Origin of the sequence: Streptomyces sp. NPDC091287, assembly GCF_044768525.1 — a bacterium.
GTDB lineage: Bacteria > Actinomycetota > Actinomycetes > Streptomycetales > Streptomycetaceae > Streptomyces.
The window spans coordinates 361,376-380,765 of record NZ_JBIVUV010000002.1; the positions used below are offsets into that span (position 1 = coordinate 361,376).

Below are 19,390 nucleotides of genomic sequence, written 5' to 3' on the forward strand. Positions count from 1 at the left end.
CGCGCCGCGACCGGCTCAGGAGGCGGCGCGCCTCGCCAGGCCGAGTGCGTACTCCGGCCACCAGTCGCCGGCCGGCGGGCCGCCCCGGCAGGTGCCGTCCGAGTCGCCCGGCCGCTTGATCCACAGATAGGCGTCGAGCCGGTCGTCGCCGGTGTCGGTGGTCGGCGGCGTGCCGAGCCCCCGGCCCGGCGGATTGCACCAGGCCTCCTCGCGGCCCCCGGACAGGGGGCCGTTGCCGTTGCGGCTGGTGTCGATCACGAAGTGCGAGCCGCCCACGGCGTCGGAGAGCCGCTTCGCGTACGTCTTCACGCTCCCGTTCGACTGGAAGTTGGAGACGTTCAGGGAGAAGCCGTCGGCCCGGTCGATGCCGGCCTGGCGCAGCGGCTGTGCCATCTTGGACGGCTCGTCGATCCAGTCCGGGTTGCCCGCGTCCAGGTAGACCCGGGTGTTCGGCAGGGCCTTGAGCGTGTCCACCGCCTCGGAGAGGAGCTGGTAGCGCTCGGCGTGGTGCTCGGGCGGGGTGCAGCCGTCCGTGATGTGGGGGAGGGCGTCCGGCTCCAGGATCACGGTCGCCGGAGCGTTCCCGATGGCGTCGGCGAACTCGCCGATCCAGGAACGGTAGGCGTCCGCGTCCTTCGCGCCGCCCGCGGAGTAGAGGCCGCAGTCGCGGTGCGGGATGTTGTACGCCACCAGCAGGATGGTCTTCTTCGTGCGGGCGGCGGATTTCGCGGCGGCCCGGATCCCCGGGGCCGGGTCGTCCCACGCGGGCCAGTCGGCCACCGGCCGGCCGGAGATCCGCCGCAGGATCTTCGCCTCCGCCTCGCGCCCCTCCTTCTCCCAGGTGCGCACCTGGCGGGCCGCGTCGCTGTTCGGATCGACCCAGTACGGGGAGGACGCGCTCGGGGCGGGCTCTCCCCGGACGAGTTCGTCCGCCGCCTCGGCGGTCCGGGTGACGCGCGGTTCCGGTGTCGAGCAACCCGCGGTGAGGACGGTCGCCAGGGTGAGGGCGGCCAGGACGGGGACGGTACGGGGGAGAGCGCGGGGGACGATTCTGCGGCCGGACATCCAGACCCCTCGGACGGTGGTGACTCGCGGACACGGAACACAGGGAAGCGGGGGCCATCGTGACACGGTGGTCACTGAGAGTGGCGGTGCGACACCGTCCGTGACCCGTACGCCGACAGGACCTGGATCGCGTCAGTCCGAGGCGGCCAGCGCGATCCCCAGCGGGGTGCGCTCGTACAGCACCTGGTGTCCGTAGCGCCGCGAGGCCAGCAGCCCCGCCCCGCGCAGCACGGACAGATGGGCCGACACGGACGAGGGGGCGAGGCCGAGCCGGTGCGCCAGCGCGCTCGTCCCGGCCGGTTCGTCCAGCGCGCACAGCACATCGGCCCGGACCCGGCCGAGCAGCCGGGCGAGGGTCTCCGGAGTCCGGTCGCCGGACTCGCTCCACAGCCCGCCGATGCCGCGCGCGGGGTAGATCAGCCCGGGCCGCCACGGCTCCTCGTGGCCGCCCACCACCTCCGGCCAGACGAAGACGCTCGGCATCAGGACCAGCCCCTGCCCGCCCAGCACCCGCTCGTGGTCGCCCTGGGTCCCGGCCACCGTGAGCGTCGAGCCGTTCCAGCTCAGCCGGGGGCTCAGCTCACCCAGCAACTGTTCCAGCCCGCTGTCCGCGAGCCGCCGCGAGTGGTAGGCGATGTCCGCCTCCAGCAGGGCCCGCAGCCGGGGCCAGTACGGCTCGATCAGCGCCTGCCAGGCCCGCTCCAGCAGATCGGCGAGCTCGCGCACGGCCCGCGCCGGATCGGCCAGCAGCCGCCGGCCCGTCGCCGACGCTGCCCCGCCGGGCCGGTCCGCCAGGGCCAGCGCCATGTCGGCCCGCGCCACCTCCGGATCGACCGCCCGGACGGCCGCGATCTCCTCCTCGAACGTCGCGAGCGGACCGATCGGCGGCGGGCAGATGAAGTCCGGGTTATGGCCGACGGCCGGCATCAGCAGCCACAGCGGCTCCAGGTCCAGTGCCCCGGACGCCTCCCGGATCCGGCGGAGCCACGGCAGGTGGTAGCCGTGGCGGCCGGTGCGGTGCAGGGTGCGCACCGCCTCCTGGGTCTCGAACAGCGGTGACAGCGCGAACCGGCAGCGCAGCAGATCGCTCTCTCCGAAGTGCAGCTGGAACGGCATGCCTCCCCCTCGCTCCGCGGCCCGGACATTCGTCTCCAGCCGAAAGTCTAGGGCCGGCCGCGCCCCGGCCCCAGGGTCGTCCCATGCCGACCGACAGCCCCGCCCCGGCGGACACACCCCGTACACCGCCCGCCCCGGCGGCACCGGTCCCGGCTCCGCCCCCGGAGCGTGCCGCCCACCGTGACCCGGGCCCCGGGCGCACGCTCCGGGAGCCCGCCGGTCTCGACGCCCCGGCTCCCACCGCCCTCGGCCCCGACGCCCCGGCTCCCACCGCCCTCGGCCCCGACGCCCCGGCTCCCGCCGCCCTCGGCCCCGACGCCCCGGCTCCCACCGCCCCCGGCCCCGACCTCCTGGCCCCCGCCGCCCCGCGCGGCTACCGGGCCGTCTTCGCCGTCACCGAATTCCGGGCCGTCTTCGCCGCGCACCTGCTCTCGCTGCTCGGCGTCGTGGTCAGTGAGCTGGCGCTCACCGTGCTCGTCTACGACCTCACCGGTTCCCCGCTGCTCAGCGCGCTGACGTTCGCGCTGGGGCTGCTGCCGTACATGATCGGCGGGACGCTGTTCGCGGGGGTCGCCGACCGCTACCCGGCCCGCCGCGTCCTGGTCGTCTGCGACCTGCTCTGCGCGGCCTGCGTCGCCGTGATGCTGGTGCCGGCCACCCCGGTCGCCGGACTCCTCGCCCTGCGCTGCCTGGTCGCCGCCATCGCGCCGGTCTTCACCGGGACCCGGATGGCGGCGCTCACCGACATCCTCGGCGAGGGCGACCTCTACGTACTGGGCCGTTCGCTGCTGCGGATCGTCTCGCAGAGCGCGATGCTCATCGGGTTCGGCGCCGGTGGGGTGCTGCTCACCGTGCTGTCGCCGCGCGGCGCGATCACCGTCACCGTGGTGACCTTCCTGTGCTCGGCCGCGCTGCTCCGCTTCGGGACCCGCGACCGCCCCGCCCGCGCCGGCACCGGTGACGGCCGCGGAACCCTCCTCAAGGAGTCGCTCTCCGGGGCCCGTCTGGTGCTGGGCGACCGCCGTATCCGGGCGCTGATGCTGCTGTTCTGGCTGCCCGCGATGTTCGTGGTGGCCCCGGAGGCGCTCGCCGCCCCGTACGCCGACGCGATCGGGGCCCCGCCCGCCGCGCTCGGGCTGCTGCTCTGCGCGATGGCCGTCGGGCACATCGGGGCCGAGCTGTTCGTGGGCTCCGCGCTCAGCCCCCGTAACCGCACCCGGATCGTCCTGCCGGTCGCCGCCGCCGGCCTGCTCCCGCTCCTCGTGTACGTGGTCCGCCCCGGGCTGCCGCTCGCCCTGGCGGCCCTCGCCCTGGCCGGCGCGGGCGCCGCCTATGTGATCGGGCTCGACCAGTGGTTCGTCGACGCCGTCCCCCAGGAGCTGCGCGGCCGGGCCATGACGCTGCTCACCGCCGGGCTGATGACCGTCCAGGGGATCGGGATGGCACTGGCGGGGCTCGCGGCCGAGTTCTTCCCCGTGCACCAGGTGGTCGCCGGATCCGGAATCATCGGTACCGTCTGCACGCTCCTCCTGGTCGCCGAGGTCCGCAGGACAGCCCCCGGACGGATGTCCGATACCGAAGGACGAGACGGGGCTGACCGGCATGTGACCAGTCGGTAAGGTCGATGCCGTGCCGAAGCCGCTCAGTCTTCCCTTCGATCCCATCGCCCGCGCCGACGAGCTCTGGCAGCAGCGCTGGGGGCCCGTGCCCTCGATGGGGGCGATCACCTCGATCATGCGGGCCCAGCAGATCCTGCTCGCCGAGGTCGACGCCGTCGTCAAGCCGTACGGGCTGACCTTCGCCCGGTACGAGGCGCTGGTGCTGCTCGCCTTCTCCAAGGCCGGTGAGCTGCCGATGTCCAAGATCGGGGAGCGGCTGATGGTGCATCCCACCTCGGTCACCAACACCGTGGACCGGCTGGTCAGGTCCGGTCTCGTCGGTAAGCGGCCGAACCCCAACGACGGCCGCGGAACGCTGGCGTCCATCACCGACAAGGGCCGCGACGTCGTCGAGGCGGCCACCCGGGACCTGGTCGCGATCGACTTCGGGCTCGGGGTGTACGACTCCGAGGAGTGCGCCGAGATCTTCGCCATGCTGCGTCCGCTGCGGGTGGCGGCCCAGGACTTCGAGGAGAAGTGAACGCGGGCTTCCGGTGAGGCCGGGGTCGCGCGAAGATCGCGCCGGTCGTCCCGTTACGCTCGTAGCCATGAAACAGAACGTGCTCACCCGCTACCGGGTGATGGCCTACGTCACCGCCATCTGGCTGCTCGTCTTCACCGTGGCGATCATCGCGAAGTACGGCTTCGAGACCGGCGACACCATGCTGATCTCGCAGATCCACGGCGTGCTGTTCATCGTCTACGTCGTCTTCGCGTTCGATCTCGGCTCCAAGGCGAAGTGGCCCTTCGGCAAGCTCCTGTGGGTGCTGGCCGCGGGCTGTATCCCCTTCGCCTCGTTCTTCGTCGAACCGAAGGTCAGCCGCGAGGCCCGCGCCCTGGTCACCGACCCCACACCGGTCACCGCCAAGGCCTGAGAGGCTGTCGGACCACCCCGAACCGCCCCGCGCGAAAAGCGCCGGGCGGTTTGCCATCGACATTTACTAGGACGTCCTAGTAAATTCGAGGTATGGACGCTGACGCGATCGAGGAAGGCCGCCTCCGCTGGCAGGCCCGTTACGACAAGGCCCGCAAGCGTGACGCGGACTTCACCACGCTCTCGGGCGACCCGGTCGAGCCCGCGTACGGGCCCCGCCCCGGTGACACGTACGAGGGATTCGAGCGGATCGGCTGGCCGGGGGAGTACCCCTTCACCCGCGGGCTGCACCCCACCGGCTACCGGGGCCGCACCTGGACGATCCGCCAGTTCGCCGGCTTCGGCAACGCCCAGCAGACCAACGAGCGCTACAAGATGATCCTCGCGGCGGGCGGCGGCGGCCTCAGCGTCGCCTTCGACATGCCGACCCTCATGGGCCGGGACTCCGACGACCCGCGCGCGCTCGGCGAGGTCGGCCACTGCGGGGTCGCCATCGACTCCGCCGCCGACATGGAGGTCCTCTTCGGGGACATCCCCCTCGGCGACGTCACCACCTCGATGACGATCAGCGGCCCGGCCGTGCCCGTCTTCTGCATGTACCTGGTCGCCGCCGAGCGCCAGGGCGTCGATCCGGGCGTGCTCAACGGCACCCTCCAGACCGACATCTTCAAGGAGTACATCGCGCAGAAGGAGTGGCTCTTCCAGCCCGAGCCCCACCTGCGCCTCATCGGCGACCTGATGGAGCACTGCGCCCGCGACATCCCCGCCTACAAGCCGCTCTCCGTCTCCGGCTACCACATCCGGGAGGCCGGGGCGACGGCCGCGCAGGAGCTGGCGTACACCCTCGCGGACGGCTTCGGCTACGTGGAGCTGGGCCTCTCGCGCGGCCTGGACGTCGACACCTTCGCCCCCGGGCTCTCCTTCTTCTTCGACGCGCACCTGGACTTCTTCGAGGAGATCGCCAAGTTCCGCGCCGCCCGCCGCATCTGGGCCCGCTGGATGAAGGAGACGTACGGCGCCCAGACCGACAAGGCGCAGTGGCTCCGCTTCCACACCCAGACCGCCGGCGTCTCGCTCACCGCGCAGCAGCCGTACAACAACGTGGTGCGCACCGCCGTCGAGGCGCTCTCCGCCGTGCTCGGCGGCACCAACTCGCTCCACACCAACGCCCTCGACGAGACCCTCGCGCTCCCCTCCGAGCAGGCCGCCGAGATCGCCCTGCGCACCCAGCAGGTGCTGATGGAGGAGACCGGCGTCGCCAACGTGGCCGACCCGCTGGGCGGTTCCTGGTACGTCGAGCAGCTCACCGACCGGATCGAGGCCGAGGCCGAGAAGATCTTCGACCAGATCAAGGAGCGCGGCACCCGCGCCCACCCCGACGGGCAGCACCCCATCGGGCCGATGACCTCCGGCATCCTGCGCGGCATAGAGGACGGCTGGTTCACCGGCGAGATCGCCGAGTCCGCGTTCCAGTACCAGCGGGCCCTGGAGAAGGGTGACAAGCGGGTCGTCGGCGTCAACGTCCACCACGGCTCGGTCACCGGCGACCTGGAGATCCTCCGGGTCAGCCACGAGGTCGAGCGCGACCAGGTCAGCCAGCTCGCGGACCGCAAGGACGCCCGCGACGACGCCAAGGTGACCGCCGCCCTCGACGCGATGCTCGCCTCCGCCCGCGACGGCTCGAACATGATCGCGCCGATGCTGGACGCGGTACGGGCCGAGGCCACGCTCGGCGAGATCTGCGGGGTGCTGCGCGAGGAGTGGGGCACCTACACGGAACCGCCGGGGTTCTGAGCTCCTGGGGGAGGGCCCGCCGCCCCGCGGGCCCTGCCCTGCACGGGCCCTGCCCTGCACGGGCCCTGCCCTGCACGGGCCCTGCCCTGCACGGGCCCTGCCCTGCACGGGCCCTGCCCTGCACGGGCCCTGCCCTCCACGGGCCCCGCCTCCTACGGGCCCTCCCCGAACGTCAGCGTGAACAGCGCGCCGCCGCCGGGCGCCGCCCCCGCCGTCAGTTCCGCACCATGGGCGCGCGCGATCTGCCGGGCCATCGCCAGACCCAGCCCCGAACCGGGCAGGGCACGGGCCGCCTCGGCCCGGTAGAAGCGGTCGAAGACGTACGGGAGATCATCGGCCGGGATCCCCGGCCCGTGGTCCCGGACCGTCAGTTCCAGCCCGCCCCCGGCCCCGTACACGCTCAGCGCCACCTCCACCGGGGTGCCCGGCGGGCTGAACTTGGCCGCGTTGTCCAGCAGGTTCGTCAGCAGCCGGGCCAGCCGCGCCGGTACCCCGGGCCGGGTGGCCTCCGTCGCGCCCGCCCCCACCTCCAGCAGAAAACGGGTCTCCGGCCAGTGCGTCCGGGCCATGGCCACCGTGTGCTCGGCCACCTCCGCGATCCGCACCTCCTCCACCAGGGGCAGCGGTTCCTCGTCCCGGGCCAGCTCGATCAGGTCGTTCACCAGCCCGGTCACCTCACGGATCCCCCGCCCCAGCGCCCCCGAGGCCCTTGCGCGCTGCGCGGGCGTCAGCCGGTCCGCCCGGGCCAGCAGCTCCGCGTTGGTGCGCAGCGCGGTCAGCGGGGTCCGCAGCTCGTGCGAGGCGTCCGCGACCAGCCGGCGCTGGGAGCTCACCGACTGCTCCAGCTCCCCGAGCATCGTGTTGAAGCTGGTGGCCAGCCGGGTCACTTCGTCCTGCCGCCCCGGCGGCCCCGGCGGCAGCTCGATGCGGTGGCGCGGGTCCCGGGTCGCCGCGATCCGCTCGGCGGTCGAGGTCAGCCGGGCCACCGGGGCCAGGCCCGTGCGCGAGACGGCGTACCCGAGCAGCCCCGCCAGCAGCACCCCCGCCCCGCCGACCGCCGCGAGCAGCACGGCCGCCTGCCGCACGCCCTTCTCCACCGGGTCCGCCCGCAGCGCCACCTGGAGCGCCCGCCCGTCCCCGAACCGGGTGGTCAGCATCCGCAGCGGCTGCCCGAAGCGGGAGACGTTGCTGTAGTACGGGGCCCGCGTCCCCGCCGCCACCTCCCGTACGGGGGCGGAGACGGGCAGCAGATACGCGGCCTCCGGGTCCGCCTCCGGGTCGGCGGGCACGATCTGGGCACAGGCGGGCGCGGAGAGGTAGCGGCACTCGCCGGCCACGATCTGCGGCCCCTCACCCCGGTTCTCCTGGATCACCCGGGTCGCCGACTGCGTGAGGGACAGGTCCAGCTGGTGCAGCAGTTCGTAGCGGATGACGAAGAACGCCGCCGCGCACACCCCGACCGCGACCAGCGCCACCGCAGCCGAGGCGGCCAGCGCGAGGCGCGTACGCAGCGGTCGTCTCCGCCGCCACCGGGCGCCCAGCCTCCGCACCCCGCTCACACCACGTCCAGCCGGTAGCCGAGCCCGTGCACGGTGTGGACGAGCCTCGGCTCGCCGCCCGCCTCCAGCTTCCGCCGCAGATAACCCACGTACACCGCCAGCGAGTTGGAGTCCGGCCCGAAATCCTGGCCCCAGACCCGCTCCAGGATCACCTCGCGCGGGAGCACCTGCCCCGGGTGGAGCAGCAGCAGCTCCAGCAACGCCGTCTCGGTACGGGAGAACTCCACCGGGCGGCCGCCGCGCCGCCCGGTCCGCGTCACCGGATCCAGCGTCAGATCCGCGAAGGCCAGGTCCCCGTCCGGGGCGGGCGGCGCAGCCCGCCGCAGCAATGCCCGTACTCTCGCCACCAGTTCGTCCAGCGCGAACGGCTTCACCAGATAGTCGTCGGCCCCCGCCTCCAGACCGTCCACCCGCTCGCTCACCGACGACAGCGCGGTCAGGACCAGCACCGGCGTCCGGTCCTCCATCGCCCGCAGCCTCCGGCACACCGCGAGCCCGTCGAGGACCGGCATCATCACGTCCAGGACCAGAGCGTCCGGCTCCCAGGCGGCCACCGCCGACAGCGCGGCCAGCCCGTCGCCGACGCCCCGGACCTCGTACCCCTCGACGCTCAGCCCGTCCTCGACGGCGGCCCGCACGTCCGGCTCGTCCTCGGCCACCAGAATCCTGCTCGTACTCCGCATACCCCGAAGACTGCCAAACCGGACTCTTAGAACCCTCTTAAGCCGCCCGCCGAGAGTGGCGGCCATGCGCACACCACTCTCCGTCGTGATCGGTGCGGGCGGCACCGGCGGCCACATCTACCCCGGTCTCGCCCTCGCCGAGGCCCTGCGCCGCGCCGACCCGGACGCCGTCATCTCCTTCATCGGCACCGAACGCGGGCTGGAGACGACCCTGATCCCGGCGGCCGGCTACCGGCTGCACACCGTCGACATGATCCCCTTCGACCCCGCGCTCGGAGCGAAGCGTTTTCTGCTCCCGGCCGCCCTGCTCCGCTCCGGCGCCCAGGCCCGCTCGGTCCTGCGCAAACAGCGGGCGCAGGTCGTCGTCGGCATGGGCGGCTACCCGAGCGCCCCGGCGATCGTCGGCGCGAGGATGGCCGGACTGCCCAGCGTGATCCACGAGTCCAACGCGGTGCCCGGCCGGGCCAACCAGTTCGCCGCCCGGCTCACCGACCATCTCACCGTCGCCTTCGACGGCAGCCGCGCCCATCTGTCGGGCGGCGAGCGGGCGCAGACCGTCGGCATGCCGATCGCCGCGTCCCTGGCCGCCCTGGACCGGCCCGCCCTGCGCGAGGAAGCCCGGCGGGCGTTCGGGATACCCGAGGGGGCGAGGGTGATCCTCTTCAACGGCGGAAGCCTCGGCGCGGCCCGCCTCACCGCCGCCGCCGTGGGCCTCGCCGCCCGCTGGCGGAACCGCGAGGACGTCCACCTCCTGATCAAGACGGGCCCGGCCGCGCTCGCGGAGACCCGGCGAAAGCTGGCCGAGGTCGGTTCGGGTGCGGGGCCGTGCGCACCGGGGGAGGTCCGGACGCTCGCCGACGCGGGCGTGGGGCCGGTCGCTCGGGCGGTGCCCTACCTCGACCGGATGGACCTCGCCTACGCGGTGGCCGACCTGGTGGTGTGCCGGGCCGGCTCGGCCACGATCGCGGAACTCGCGACGACCGGGGTGCCCGCCGTCCTCGTGCCGTACCCGCACGCCCCCGGCGACCACCAGACCCACAACGCCCGGGTCCTCTCCGACGCCGGGGCCGCCCACCTGGTCCCCGACGCCGAGACCACCGCCGACCGGCTGGCCGAACTGATCGACCCGCTGCTCGCCGACCCGGCCCGGCTCGCCGTGATGGGACGCGCCGCCGACCCGGGCAACCACGCCCGCGCCGCCGACCTGCTCGCCGGGACGGTCATCCGCCTTGCCGCCACCTCCGTACACCCGTCCGAAGCAAGGGAGTTCACCCCATGACCAGCACCACCGGCAGCACCACCGACAACATCACCGGCAGCACCACCGACAACATCACCGGCAGCACCACCGACAACATCACCGGCAGCACCGTCGACTGGACCGGCCGCACCGTCCTCGTCACCGGAGCCGAGGGGTTCATCGGCTCCACCCTCGTCGACCTGCTCGTCCGACGCGGCGCACGCGTACGGGCGTTCGTCCACTACAAGCCGTACGCCGACAAGGGCCACCTCGCCCGCTACCTCGACGACCCGCACGGCCCCGTCGAGATGATCGCCGGGGACGTCGGCGACGCGGGCCGGGTGATGGACGCGGTCGAGGGCTGCGACACGGTCTTCCACCTCGCCGCGCTCATCGGCATCCCCTACAGCTACGACTCCCCGGGCGCGTACGTCCGCACGAACGTCGTCGGCACCGAGAACATCGCCGAGGCCTGCCGCCGCCACTCCGTGCGCCGCCTGCTGCACACCTCCACCAGCGAGGTGTACGGGAGCGCCCTGACGGCCCCGATCGGCGAGGACCACCCGCTCCAGCCGCAGTCCCCGTACTCCGCATCGAAGATCGGCGCCGACATGATGGCGCTGTCCCACTGGCACGCCTTCGAGCTGCCGGTGACGGTGGTGCGGCCGTTCAACACCTACGGGCCCCGCCAGTCGGCCCGCGCCGTGATCCCCACGATCCTGGCCCAACTGCACGCCGGGGCCCGGGAGATCCGCCTCGGCTCGCTGACCCCGACCCGCGACTTCACCTATGTCACCGACACCGCGGCCGGGTTCCTGGCGCTGGCCGGCTGCGACCGCGCCCTGGGGGAGAGCGTCAACCTCGGTACCGGCCGGGAGATTTCGGTCGGGGACCTCGCGAAGGCCCTCATCGCCGCCTCCGGTCGGGACGCCGAGATCGTCGTGGACCCGGCGCGGCTGCGGCCTTCCGGCAGTGAGGTGCACCGGCTGCTCTCGGACAACACCCGCGCCCGTACGTGGGCGGGCTGGGAGCCCGAAGTCGGCCTGGAGGAAGGCCTGGAGCGGACCTCGGCCTGGGTGGCGGAGCACCTGCACCTGTTCGCGCCGGGCCGCTACCAGGTCTGAGCGGGCCTTCTCAGCCCGCCTGCGCGCCCGCCAGCCCCAGCAGGAGCAGCGAGGTGAAGCCGCTCGCCCACGCGGAGTCCACCGGCTCCGCGCTCACCAAAGTGCGGTGCACCACGGCTCCGGCGATCACGTCGAAGATCAGGTCCGCGTTGCGGGAGGCAGTCGAGGAGTCGTCCTCGTACCGCAGCTCGCCGCGTGCCTGGGCGCGTTCCCGGCCCAGCAGCACCAGCCGCTTCTGCCGGTCCACGATCGCCGAGCGGATCCTCAGGCGCAGCGAGTCGTCGCGGGTGGACTCGGCGACCACCGCCATCAGCGCCGTACGGGCCTCCGGCCGCTCCAGCAGGGCGGCGAACTGGAGCACGACGCCCTGCACGTCGGCGGCCAGGCTGCCCCGGTCGGGCAGCTCCAGCTCGTCGAAGAGGACGGCGACCGCGTCCACGACCAGTTCGTTCTTGCCCGCCCAGCGCCGGTAGAGGGTCGTCTTGGCGACCCCGGCCCGGGTCGCCACATCGCCCATCGTCAGCTTCGACCAGCCGAGATCGACCAGGGACGCCCGCGTCGCTTCGAGGATCGCGGCATCGGCCGCGGTGCTCCGCGGACGTCCTGGTCGGGTGGCTCGGGGGTCGCTGTCGTTCATGATGCGGCGACCATACCGGCCGGTAGGGCGAACGGTTGTGCTCCGGTGCCCGTGAGACAGATCACCGGGATCACCTGTCCGGGCGGGGTGATCGGCAGTTACGCTACGGGTCGTAGCGTAAGGAGGGCGGCAGGATCGCCCCCCTGCGCCACGGAACGAACGAGCGACAGCCACCGGGGTCTCCACGGAGATCCCAGGCGCCGGGTGGGGACCCGGAGCCGCACGGACCGGCCGGATGGGGATCCGGAAGGTCCACCCGGGCCTTTCGGGGTCCGATCAGTTCCAGCCAGGGTCTTTCAGGGGCCCGACCGGTTCCTCCGGGCCCTACGGGCGCTTCGGGGAGCCGGGACCGCCTCGGCCCGTCCGCCCCCGCACACCGGTGGGGGCGCCCGGGCCGGTCCGGTTCTCGCACTCGCTTTCCGGAACGGTGTGCTCAGGGGGGAGGATGTACGCATGCAGCCTAGGAACATGTCCATGAGCGGCGTTGTCGACCTCGCCGCTGTCAAGGCGGCCGGTGAGGCCAAGGCCAAGGCGGAGCAGGCCCGCGCGGAGGCCTCCCGTACCGGGGGCGCCGGAGCCGTCGCGCCCACCGCCCTGGTGATCGACGTCGATGAAGCCGGTTTCGAGCGCGATGTCCTCCAGCGCTCCGCCGAGGTCCCCGTCGTCATCGACTTCTGGGCCGAGTGGTGCGAGCCGTGCAAGCAGCTGGGCCCCCTGCTGGAGCGTCTGGCCGTCGAGTACAACGGCCGCTTCCTGCTGGCCAAGGTCGATGTCGACGCGAACCAGATGCTGATGCAGCAGTTCGGTATCCAGGGCATCCCGGCCGTCTTCGCCGTCGTCGCCGGGCAGGCCCTCCCGCTTTTCCAGGGCGCGGCCCCCGAGGCCCAGATCCGCGAGACGCTGGACCAGCTGATCCAGGTCGGCGAGGAGCGCTTCGGGCTGACCGGGATCGCCGTCGACCCGGGCGCCGCCCCGGCGGACGCGGTCCCGGCCGAGGTGCCGGCCGGCCCGTACGACGCCGTGCTGGAGGCCGCCGCTTCGGCTCTCGACGCCAATGACTTCGGCGGCGCGGTCCAGGCGTACAAGAACGTCCTCGCGGACGACCCGGGCAACCCGGAGGCCAAGCTGGGCCTGGCCCAGGCGGAGTTGCTCGGCCGCGTCCAGAGCCTGGACCCGCAGGCGGTCCGCAAGGAAGCCGCTGACAGCCCGGGGGATGTGAACGCCCAGCTGGCCGCCGCCGATCTCGACCTGGTCGGCGGACACGTCGAGGACGCCTTCGGCCGGCTCGTCGAAGCGGTCCGCCGCACCGCGGGCGACGACCGCGACGCCGCCCGGCTGCGACTCCTGGAGCTGTTCGAGGTGATCGGTCCGGAGGACCCCAGGGTCACCGCCGCGCGTACCGCGCTGGCCCGCGTCCTGTTCTGAGCCCGGCCCGCCGTCCGCTCCGGACGCGCCCGATTGTTCCGATGTGACAAGACGGCCGCCCCGCCCCCCGGGCGGCGCGGCCGTTTTGCCGTCCTGACGCCAAAGAAGAACGCGAGAAGCCCTCGCTTTACCAAATCTTGACAAAGATGCAAGCTGTTACTCGCAGTAAGGCGGGTCGGTGATTCTGTCCTGTTTCCAGGAAGTTTCCCGCCATTCCGATGTCCCTTTCGTGCCACCCTGTGTCGCCGTGTGATGCCGCCCTGTCGCCCTGTGGTTATCGGGCCGTTACTAGCCAGTAACGATCCCTCTTGTGTCGCGGCCGTGAATGCACCACGATCGGCCACGCTCGGTCCAATACCTTCAGCCCGGTCTCCAGCCGGTGCCTGAGGGTCTGTTGGGTCCCCACCGAGTGGTCGGCGGCAGTGGCGCCGACCGCGGACAGGGGGGTTCCCGCCCACGGGCGGGGCCTGTCCGACCGGCTGTGCGGAAAGCGCGGCCAGTGGTTGTCGCTCGGGGGTGAACGCCGGTGGATCGGATGCGGGACACGTCTCCGATACGGGCGCTCTCCTTCCCGAGGACGTAGCACTTCTCCCATCCCAGGACGGGCACGACGCCCGGACCGGAGATGTACGTCCGAGAAGAAGGAGCAAGTATGAGTTCCCAGGTTCGCGGTGGGACGAGATGGAAGCGGTTCGCTCTGGTCATGGTGCCGAGCGTCGCCGCGACGGCCGCGGTGGGCATAGGCCTGGCACAGGGCGCGCTGGCGGCCTCGTTCAGCGTTTCCGGCCAGGAGTTCAAGGTCAAGGCCACGCAGCTGGAGGGCTGGGACTTCGTCCAGTACGGCAGCGTGGCGTCGGGCAAGACGCTCGACGGCAAGCCGATGAACGCACCGGTCGCGGTGTCGGGCTTCAGTAAGGCCTACATCACGAACATGTGCCAGTCGGTCGTCACGCCGGACCTGCCGTTCGGTCTCGGCAACGTCACCCTGAGGCTGGAGGCGGGTGGCAAGGGACACGACCGTGTCTACGCCAAGGACCTCTACCTCGATGTGTCGCAGCTCGACGCCGACGCCAAGTTCAAGAACATCGACATCGGCGTCGCGGCGGGTTCGCTCCAGGACTACCCGGGTGGCAAGAAGGGGCCGACGGGCATCCAGCCCAACACCCAGGCCAACCCCAACGGCTTCGCACAGCGGGCCGAGAAGGCCGTGCTGTCGAACGTCGAGCAGAAGGCGTGGGCCACAACGGCGGGCACCTTCAACCTCAGCGGTCTGAAGCTGCGCCTCCACAAGGGCACCGACGAGGAGTGCTACTAAGCACCCGATCGGGTGACCGGAGCCCGCATCCTGTCGGCTTCCGGTCACCCACCCCTTCTCTTCTCACAGCAGTACCGGTTCCAGGGAGCTGTTTTCCATGAGCCCCGAGTCCACAGGGCAGAACGAGCACTACATCCGCGTCTATCGGCGACGCTTCCGCGCCTGGCGGGGTAACCGGCCGTTCTGGGCCGGACTGTTCACCATGGCGGGTGGCATTCCCATCGCCTACTTCCCGTACGCCAACATGCACCTCGGCAACGTGACGCTGGCCATGTCCACCACGGCCGGCGCCGGATCCCTGATCATCGGGGTCCTGCTGATCACGCTCGGCCTGACGATGTGGTTCCACAGCATCGTCCGGGTCTTCGCCGGCGTCGCCTCCATCCTGCTGGCACTGATCTCCATACCCGTCGCCAATATCGGCGGCTTCGTCATCGGATTCCTGCTCTCCCTCGTCGGCGGAGCCCTGTCCATTTCCTGGGCCCCGGGCGAGACGAAGAGCGACGAGGAGCCGTTCGGCGAGCAGGGCTCCCGGCGTGCTTCGGCGTCGAAGGGTCTGCCGGACGAGCAGCGCTCCGAGGACGAGATCCACGCCGCCGCCGTGCCGCAGCAGCAGGGCTCCGGGTACGACCTGGCAGCCGACGCCGACGGCGGGAGGCATCGTGCGGGGTGACGACGGACAGCAGATGAACGCCCACCCCGGCGACGAACTCCGCGAGCGCAGGGGCCCCCGTCACGCGGCCCCCAGGAAGTCGCTGCTGACCAAACTCCACCTGCCCAGCGGCAAGAAGGCGCTGGCGCTCGCGGCGATGCCGACGGCGGTCTTCGTGGGCATGGGGCTGACGCCCAAGCTGGCCCTGGCCGACGACCGTGCCGACATCCCGTTCGCGCCCGGCCCGTGCGTCACCCGGTCCGACGAGCCGAGCGAGTCCGAGTCGCCGAAGGCCACCCCGTCCCCGTCGGCCACGGCGAAGGACGAGGCCGGCAAGGACGCGAAGCCCGGCGACGACGGGGCGAAGCCCGGCGACGACGGAACCGCCACGCCCAAGCCCACGGCCGGCGGCTCCGCCGACGGGGCGAAGCCCGACGCCGAAGCCGACGCCGAAGCCGACGCCGACAAGTCGGCGCAGTCCGCAGGGGAGACGCCCGCTGAGGCGCCCTCGGCGACCCCGACGCCCACGAAGTCGAAGAACCCGCTGGACCCGCTCGGGGTCGGCGACGCGCTCAAGGACCTCTTCGACGGGCCCGACGACGAGGCCGGGACCGAGAAGCCGGCGAGTCCGTCCCCGAGCCCCACGACCGAGGCCCCGAAGCCGTCCGCCGAGCCGTCCGACGAACCGACGGACCCGGCCGGGAGCGCGTCGGACAAGGCGAAGGAGACGTCCGACAAGACGGCCGACGCCATCCGCGAGGCGGCCGGGAAGGCGGGCAAGGACGTCGAGGAACTCGACGAGGACGTCAAGGGACTCGACCCCAAGAAGGACGAGGACATCCCGGACGGCGCCAAGCCCCGCTTCCCGTGCCCCGAGCCGGACCCGGACGCGCTCGCCGCGGCCGAACTGGAGCCCGGCATCCCGCTGCTCCCGTCCGACCCGTGGATCCTGGAGTCGACGCTGCTCACCCTCAACGGCCTGGACTACCACGGCATCGTCGAGGTGAAGAAGGCGGACGGCAGCATCAAGAAGGTGCTCAAGTTCACCGCCAGTTCCATCGACATCAAGGACCTGCACCAGCTGACCGTCGGCCCCGCGGGCACGACCGGCCATGTGAAGTCGCGGCCCGGATCCACGTCGACGATCCGCGACGGCGAGGTGACGATGTACACGGAGGAGCTGAAGGGCAACCTCTTCGGCCTCATCCCGATCACCTTCAGCCCCCAGACCCCGCCGCCGCTGAACGTCCCCTTCGCCTTCTTCACCAAGGTGAAGGTGGTCCAGGCCGGCCAGTTCGGCGGCACGCTCACCGTTCCGGGACTGCAGAACTTCCTCGACGGCGGCAAGAGCTAGCCGACAGCCGCCCCCCCCCGAACCCGTCCGGGAGCCGCACAGCACCGTGGGCCGTACTCCTCACCAGGAGTACGGCCCACGGTCATGCGGTGGTGCGGGTGCGGGTCAGTCCCGCTCGCCGCCGCCCAGGTGGTGCACCCGGACCATGTTGGTGGTGCCGGGGATGCCGGGGGGCGAGCCGGCGGTGATGATCATCGTGTCGCCGTCGTTGTAGCGGTTCAGCTTCAGCAGCTCCGCGTCGACCAGGTCGACCATCGCGTCGGTGTTGTCCACGTGCGGGACGACGTGCGACTCGACGCCCCAGCTCAGCGCGAGCTGGTTGCGGGTGGCCTCGTCCGTGGTGAAGGCCAGGATCGGCTGGGCCGTGCGGTAGCGGGAGAGGCGGCGCGCGGTGTCGCCGGACTGGGTGAAGGCGACCAGGGCCTTGCCGTCCAGGAAGTCCGCGATCTCGCAGGCCGCGCGGGCCACCGAACCGCCCTGCGTACGAGGCTTCTTGCCGGGGACCAGCGGCTGGAGGCCCTTGGAGAGCAGCTCCTCCTCCGCCGCGACGACGATCTTCGCCATCGTCTTGACCGTCTCGATCGGGTAGGCGCCCACCGAGGACTCGGCGGAGAGCATGACCGCGTCCGCGCCGTCCAGGATCGCGTTGGCGACGTCGGACGCCTCGGCGCGGGTCGGCCGCGAGTTGGTGATCATCGACTCCATCATCTGGGTCGCCACGATCACCGGCTTGGCGTTGCGCCGGCACAGCTCCACCAGGCGCTTCTGTACCATCGGGACCTTCTCCAGCGGATACTCGACGGCCAGGTCGCCGCGGGCCACCATCACACCGTCGAACGCCATGACGACGCCCTCCATGTGCTCGACGGCCTGCGGCTTCTCCACCTTGGCGATGACGGGGACCCGGCGGCCCTCCTCGTCCATCACCTTGTGGACGTCCTTGACGTCCTCGGCGTCGCGGACGAAGGAGAGGGCGACCAGATCGCAGCCCATCCGCAGCGCGAAGCGCAGGTCCTCGACGTCCTTCCCGGACAGGGCGGGGACGTTGACCGCCGCGCCGGGCAGGTTGATGCCCTTGTGGTCGGAGATGACACCGCCCTCGATGACGATGGTCCTCACCCGGGGACCCTCGACCGCGACGACCTTCAGCTCGACGTTGCCGTCGTTGATCAGGATCGGGTCGCCCTTGACGACGTCGCCGGGCAGACCCTTGTAGGTCGTGCCGCAGATCGACTTGTCGCCGGGGACGTCCTCGGAGGTGATGGTGAACTCGTCCCCGCGGACCAGCTCGACCGGGCCCTCGGCGAACTTCGCCAGCCGGATCTTCGGGCCCTGGAGGTCGGCGAGCACGCCGACCGCGCGGCCGGTCTCGGCGGCCGCCTTGCGGACACGGTCGTAACGGCCCTGGTGTTCCTCGTGGGTACCGTGACTGAAGTTGAAACGGGCCACGCTCATGCCGGCCTCGATCAGAGCGACGAGCTGCTCATGGGAGTCGACGGCGGGACCGAGGGTGCAGACGATTTTGGAACGGCGCATGAGGCGGATCCTATCGGTTTGTTTCGTTGCGGAATATTCCGTCTGGTGGAAGGTACAAAGGGGCGCGGGGGTGCTCAGTTGTCGACCCCTCCGATCCCCGCGGGCTACGGTCGGCCGACGAGCGCGAACGTCTGGTCGGCGATCTCCAGCTCCTCGTCCGTCGGTACCACGGCGACCGCCACCCGCGCGTACTCCGGCGAGATCAGCCGCGGCTCTCCGGACCGTACGGAGTTGAGCGAGGCGTCCACCGTCATGCCCAGCTCCTCCAGGCCCGCGATGGCAGCTTCCCGCACCGGGGCCGCGTTCTCCCCGACCCCCGCCGTGAACGCCACCGCGTCCACCCGGCCGAGCACCGCCGTATAGGCGCCGATGTACTTCTTCAGCCGGTGGATGTAGATGTCGAAGGCCAGCGCGGCCCGCTCGTCGCCCTCGTCGATCCGGCGGCGGATCACCCGCATGTCGTTGTCGCCGCAGAGGCCGACCAGCCCGCTCTTCTTGTTCAGCAGGACGTCGATGTCGTCGGCCGACATGCCCGCCACCCGCTTCAGGTGGAAGGTGACCGCCGGATCGATGTCCCCGGAGCGCGTACCCATCACGAGCCCTTCCAAGGGCGTCAGCCCCATGGAGGTGTCCACGCACCGCCCGCCCGCGACCGCCGACGCGGACGCCCCGTTCCCCAGGTGCAGCACGATGACGTTCACGTCCTCCGGCGCCCGGCCCAGCAGCTCGGCCGTCTTCCGGGAGACGTACGCGTGCGAGGTGCCGTGGAAGCCGTAGCGGCGGATGCGGTGCGCGTCGGCGGTCTCCACGTCGATCGCGTACCGCGCGGCCGCCTCCGGCATCGTCGTGTGGAACGCCGTGTCGAAGACCGCGACCTGCGGCAGGTCCGGCCGCAGCGCCCGCGCCGTGACGATGCCCGTGATGTTCGCCGGGTTGTGCAGCGGGGCGACCGGGACGAGGCGCTCGATCTCCCGCAGCACCTCGTCGGTGATCACGGTCGGCGCGCTGAACTTCAGCCCGCCGTGCACCACCCGGTGCCCGATCGCGGCGAGTTCGGGGGAGTCGAGGCCGAGGCCGTCCGCCGCCAGTTCCTCGGCCGCCGCCTTGAGCGCCGCGTCGTGGTCCGCGATCCGGCCCGTACGCTCACGGGGCTCCGCGCCGCCGCCGGTCAGCGGCGTGTGCACCAGGCGCGAGGTCTCCTCGCCGATCCGCTCGACCAGGCCCGAGGCGAGCCGGGAGCGGTCGCGCATGTCGAGGAGCTGGTACTTCACCGACGAGGAGCCGGAGTTGAGGACGAGGACGCGGTGCGGTTCCACAGGGGCTGCCGTGCTTTCGTTTCCGGAGGGAGTGGCCGGGGG

The 19,390-nt window shown here is 72.0% G+C and carries 17 protein-coding genes; 10 read left to right on the plus strand and 7 right to left on the minus strand.

The window, feature by feature from the left end; genetic code table 11:
* Positions 1-15: 15 nt before the first annotated feature.
* Both ACIQRW_RS04425 and ACIQRW_RS04430 read right to left on the minus strand, forming a co-directional pair.
* On the minus strand, positions 16-1,065 hold the full coding sequence (locus ACIQRW_RS04425) for a glycoside hydrolase family 6 protein (protein ID WP_403754190.1): 1,050 nt from the start codon (positions 1,063-1,065) through the stop codon (positions 16-18).
* Positions 1,066-1,197: 132 nt separating this feature from the next.
* Positions 1,198-2,181: a DUF5937 family protein gene (locus ACIQRW_RS04430; protein WP_403754193.1), complete on the minus strand. Its 984-nt coding sequence runs from the start codon at positions 2,179-2,181 to the stop codon at positions 1,198-1,200.
* An 83-nt stretch (positions 2,182-2,264) separates the two neighbouring features.
* Between ACIQRW_RS04430 and ACIQRW_RS04435 the strand changes: the two genes are divergently transcribed.
* From ACIQRW_RS04435 to ACIQRW_RS04450, 4 genes are all read left to right on the plus strand, one after another.
* The gene (locus ACIQRW_RS04435; RefSeq protein WP_403754196.1) at positions 2,265-3,800 is read left to right on the plus strand and encodes an MFS transporter; all 1,536 of its coding nucleotides are present in this window, start codon (positions 2,265-2,267) and stop codon (positions 3,798-3,800) included.
* A gap of 10 nt (positions 3,801-3,810) precedes the next feature.
* On the plus strand, positions 3,811-4,320 hold the full coding sequence (locus tag ACIQRW_RS04440) for a MarR family winged helix-turn-helix transcriptional regulator (RefSeq protein WP_007448021.1): 510 nt from the start codon (positions 3,811-3,813) through the stop codon (positions 4,318-4,320).
* A 67-nt stretch (positions 4,321-4,387) separates the two neighbouring features.
* Positions 4,388-4,714, plus strand: coding sequence for a DUF3817 domain-containing protein (locus ACIQRW_RS04445; RefSeq protein ID WP_403754199.1), 327 nt, complete (start codon positions 4,388-4,390; stop codon positions 4,712-4,714).
* Positions 4,715-4,806: 92 nt separating this feature from the next.
* On the plus strand, positions 4,807-6,507 hold the full coding sequence (locus ACIQRW_RS04450) for a methylmalonyl-CoA mutase (protein ID WP_403754201.1): 1,701 nt from the start codon (positions 4,807-4,809) through the stop codon (positions 6,505-6,507).
* Between the two features lie 152 nt (positions 6,508-6,659).
* Here ACIQRW_RS04450 and ACIQRW_RS04455 read toward each other — a convergent pair whose 3' ends face one another.
* Together ACIQRW_RS04455 and ACIQRW_RS04460 are read right to left on the minus strand one after the other, a co-directional pair.
* The gene (locus tag ACIQRW_RS04455) at positions 6,660-8,066 is read right to left on the minus strand and encodes a sensor histidine kinase (RefSeq protein ID WP_403754204.1); all 1,407 of its coding nucleotides are present in this window, start codon (positions 8,064-8,066) and stop codon (positions 6,660-6,662) included.
* Positions 8,063-8,749 carry a response regulator transcription factor gene (locus ACIQRW_RS04460; RefSeq protein ID WP_403754207.1) on the minus strand — a complete coding sequence of 229 codons (687 nt, stop codon included), beginning with the start codon at positions 8,747-8,749 and terminating at the stop codon, positions 8,063-8,065. The genes ACIQRW_RS04455 and ACIQRW_RS04460 overlap by 4 nt, the downstream gene beginning before the upstream one ends.
* Positions 8,750-8,813: 64 nt before the next feature.
* Between ACIQRW_RS04460 and ACIQRW_RS04465 the strand changes: the two genes are divergently transcribed.
* Together ACIQRW_RS04465 and ACIQRW_RS04470 are read left to right on the plus strand one after the other, a co-directional pair.
* On the plus strand, positions 8,814-10,028 hold the full coding sequence (locus tag ACIQRW_RS04465) for a UDP-N-acetylglucosamine--N-acetylmuramyl-(pentapeptide) pyrophosphoryl-undecaprenol N-acetylglucosamine transferase (protein ID WP_403754210.1): 1,215 nt from the start codon (positions 8,814-8,816) through the stop codon (positions 10,026-10,028).
* Positions 10,025-11,113, plus strand: coding sequence for a GDP-mannose 4,6-dehydratase (locus ACIQRW_RS04470; protein ID WP_403754215.1), 1,089 nt, complete (start codon positions 10,025-10,027; stop codon positions 11,111-11,113). Before ACIQRW_RS04465 ends, ACIQRW_RS04470 begins: the two co-directional genes overlap by 4 nt.
* Positions 11,114-11,123: 10 nt before the next feature.
* On the opposite strand, the gene ACIQRW_RS04475 is transcribed toward ACIQRW_RS04470, so the two are convergent.
* Positions 11,124-11,750: a TetR/AcrR family transcriptional regulator gene (locus ACIQRW_RS04475; protein WP_403754218.1), complete on the minus strand. Its 627-nt coding sequence runs from the start codon at positions 11,748-11,750 to the stop codon at positions 11,124-11,126.
* Between the two features lie 453 nt (positions 11,751-12,203).
* Between ACIQRW_RS04475 and ACIQRW_RS04480 the strand changes: the two genes are divergently transcribed.
* From ACIQRW_RS04480 to ACIQRW_RS04495, 4 genes are all read left to right on the plus strand, one after another.
* The gene (locus tag ACIQRW_RS04480) at positions 12,204-13,175 is read left to right on the plus strand and encodes a tetratricopeptide repeat protein (protein WP_403754221.1); all 972 of its coding nucleotides are present in this window, start codon (positions 12,204-12,206) and stop codon (positions 13,173-13,175) included.
* A gap of 652 nt (positions 13,176-13,827) precedes the next feature.
* A complete protein-coding gene (locus ACIQRW_RS04485; RefSeq protein WP_403754223.1) occupies positions 13,828-14,490 on the plus strand; it encodes a DUF6230 family protein in 663 nt (220 codons plus the stop codon).
* Positions 14,491-14,587: 97 nt separating this feature from the next.
* Positions 14,588-15,163 (plus strand): DUF6114 domain-containing protein, encoded by a 576-nt coding sequence (locus ACIQRW_RS04490; protein WP_403754226.1) that lies wholly within the window; start codon positions 14,588-14,590, stop codon positions 15,161-15,163.
* Positions 15,153-16,496, plus strand: coding sequence for a hypothetical protein (locus ACIQRW_RS04495; protein WP_403754229.1), 1,344 nt, complete (start codon positions 15,153-15,155; stop codon positions 16,494-16,496). The genes ACIQRW_RS04490 and ACIQRW_RS04495 overlap by 11 nt, the downstream gene beginning before the upstream one ends.
* A 105-nt stretch (positions 16,497-16,601) precedes the next feature.
* Here the strand turns inward: ACIQRW_RS04495 and pyk are convergent, their stop codons facing one another.
* Complete coding sequence (gene pyk, locus ACIQRW_RS04500) at positions 16,602-18,032, minus strand: pyruvate kinase (protein WP_403754232.1); 1,431 nt, start codon at positions 18,030-18,032, stop codon at positions 16,602-16,604.
* Between the two features lie 104 nt (positions 18,033-18,136).
* On the minus strand, positions 18,137-19,348 hold the full coding sequence (locus tag ACIQRW_RS04505; RefSeq protein ID WP_403754440.1) for an acetate kinase: 1,212 nt from the start codon (positions 19,346-19,348) through the stop codon (positions 18,137-18,139).
* Positions 19,349-19,390: the final 42 nt, after the last annotated feature.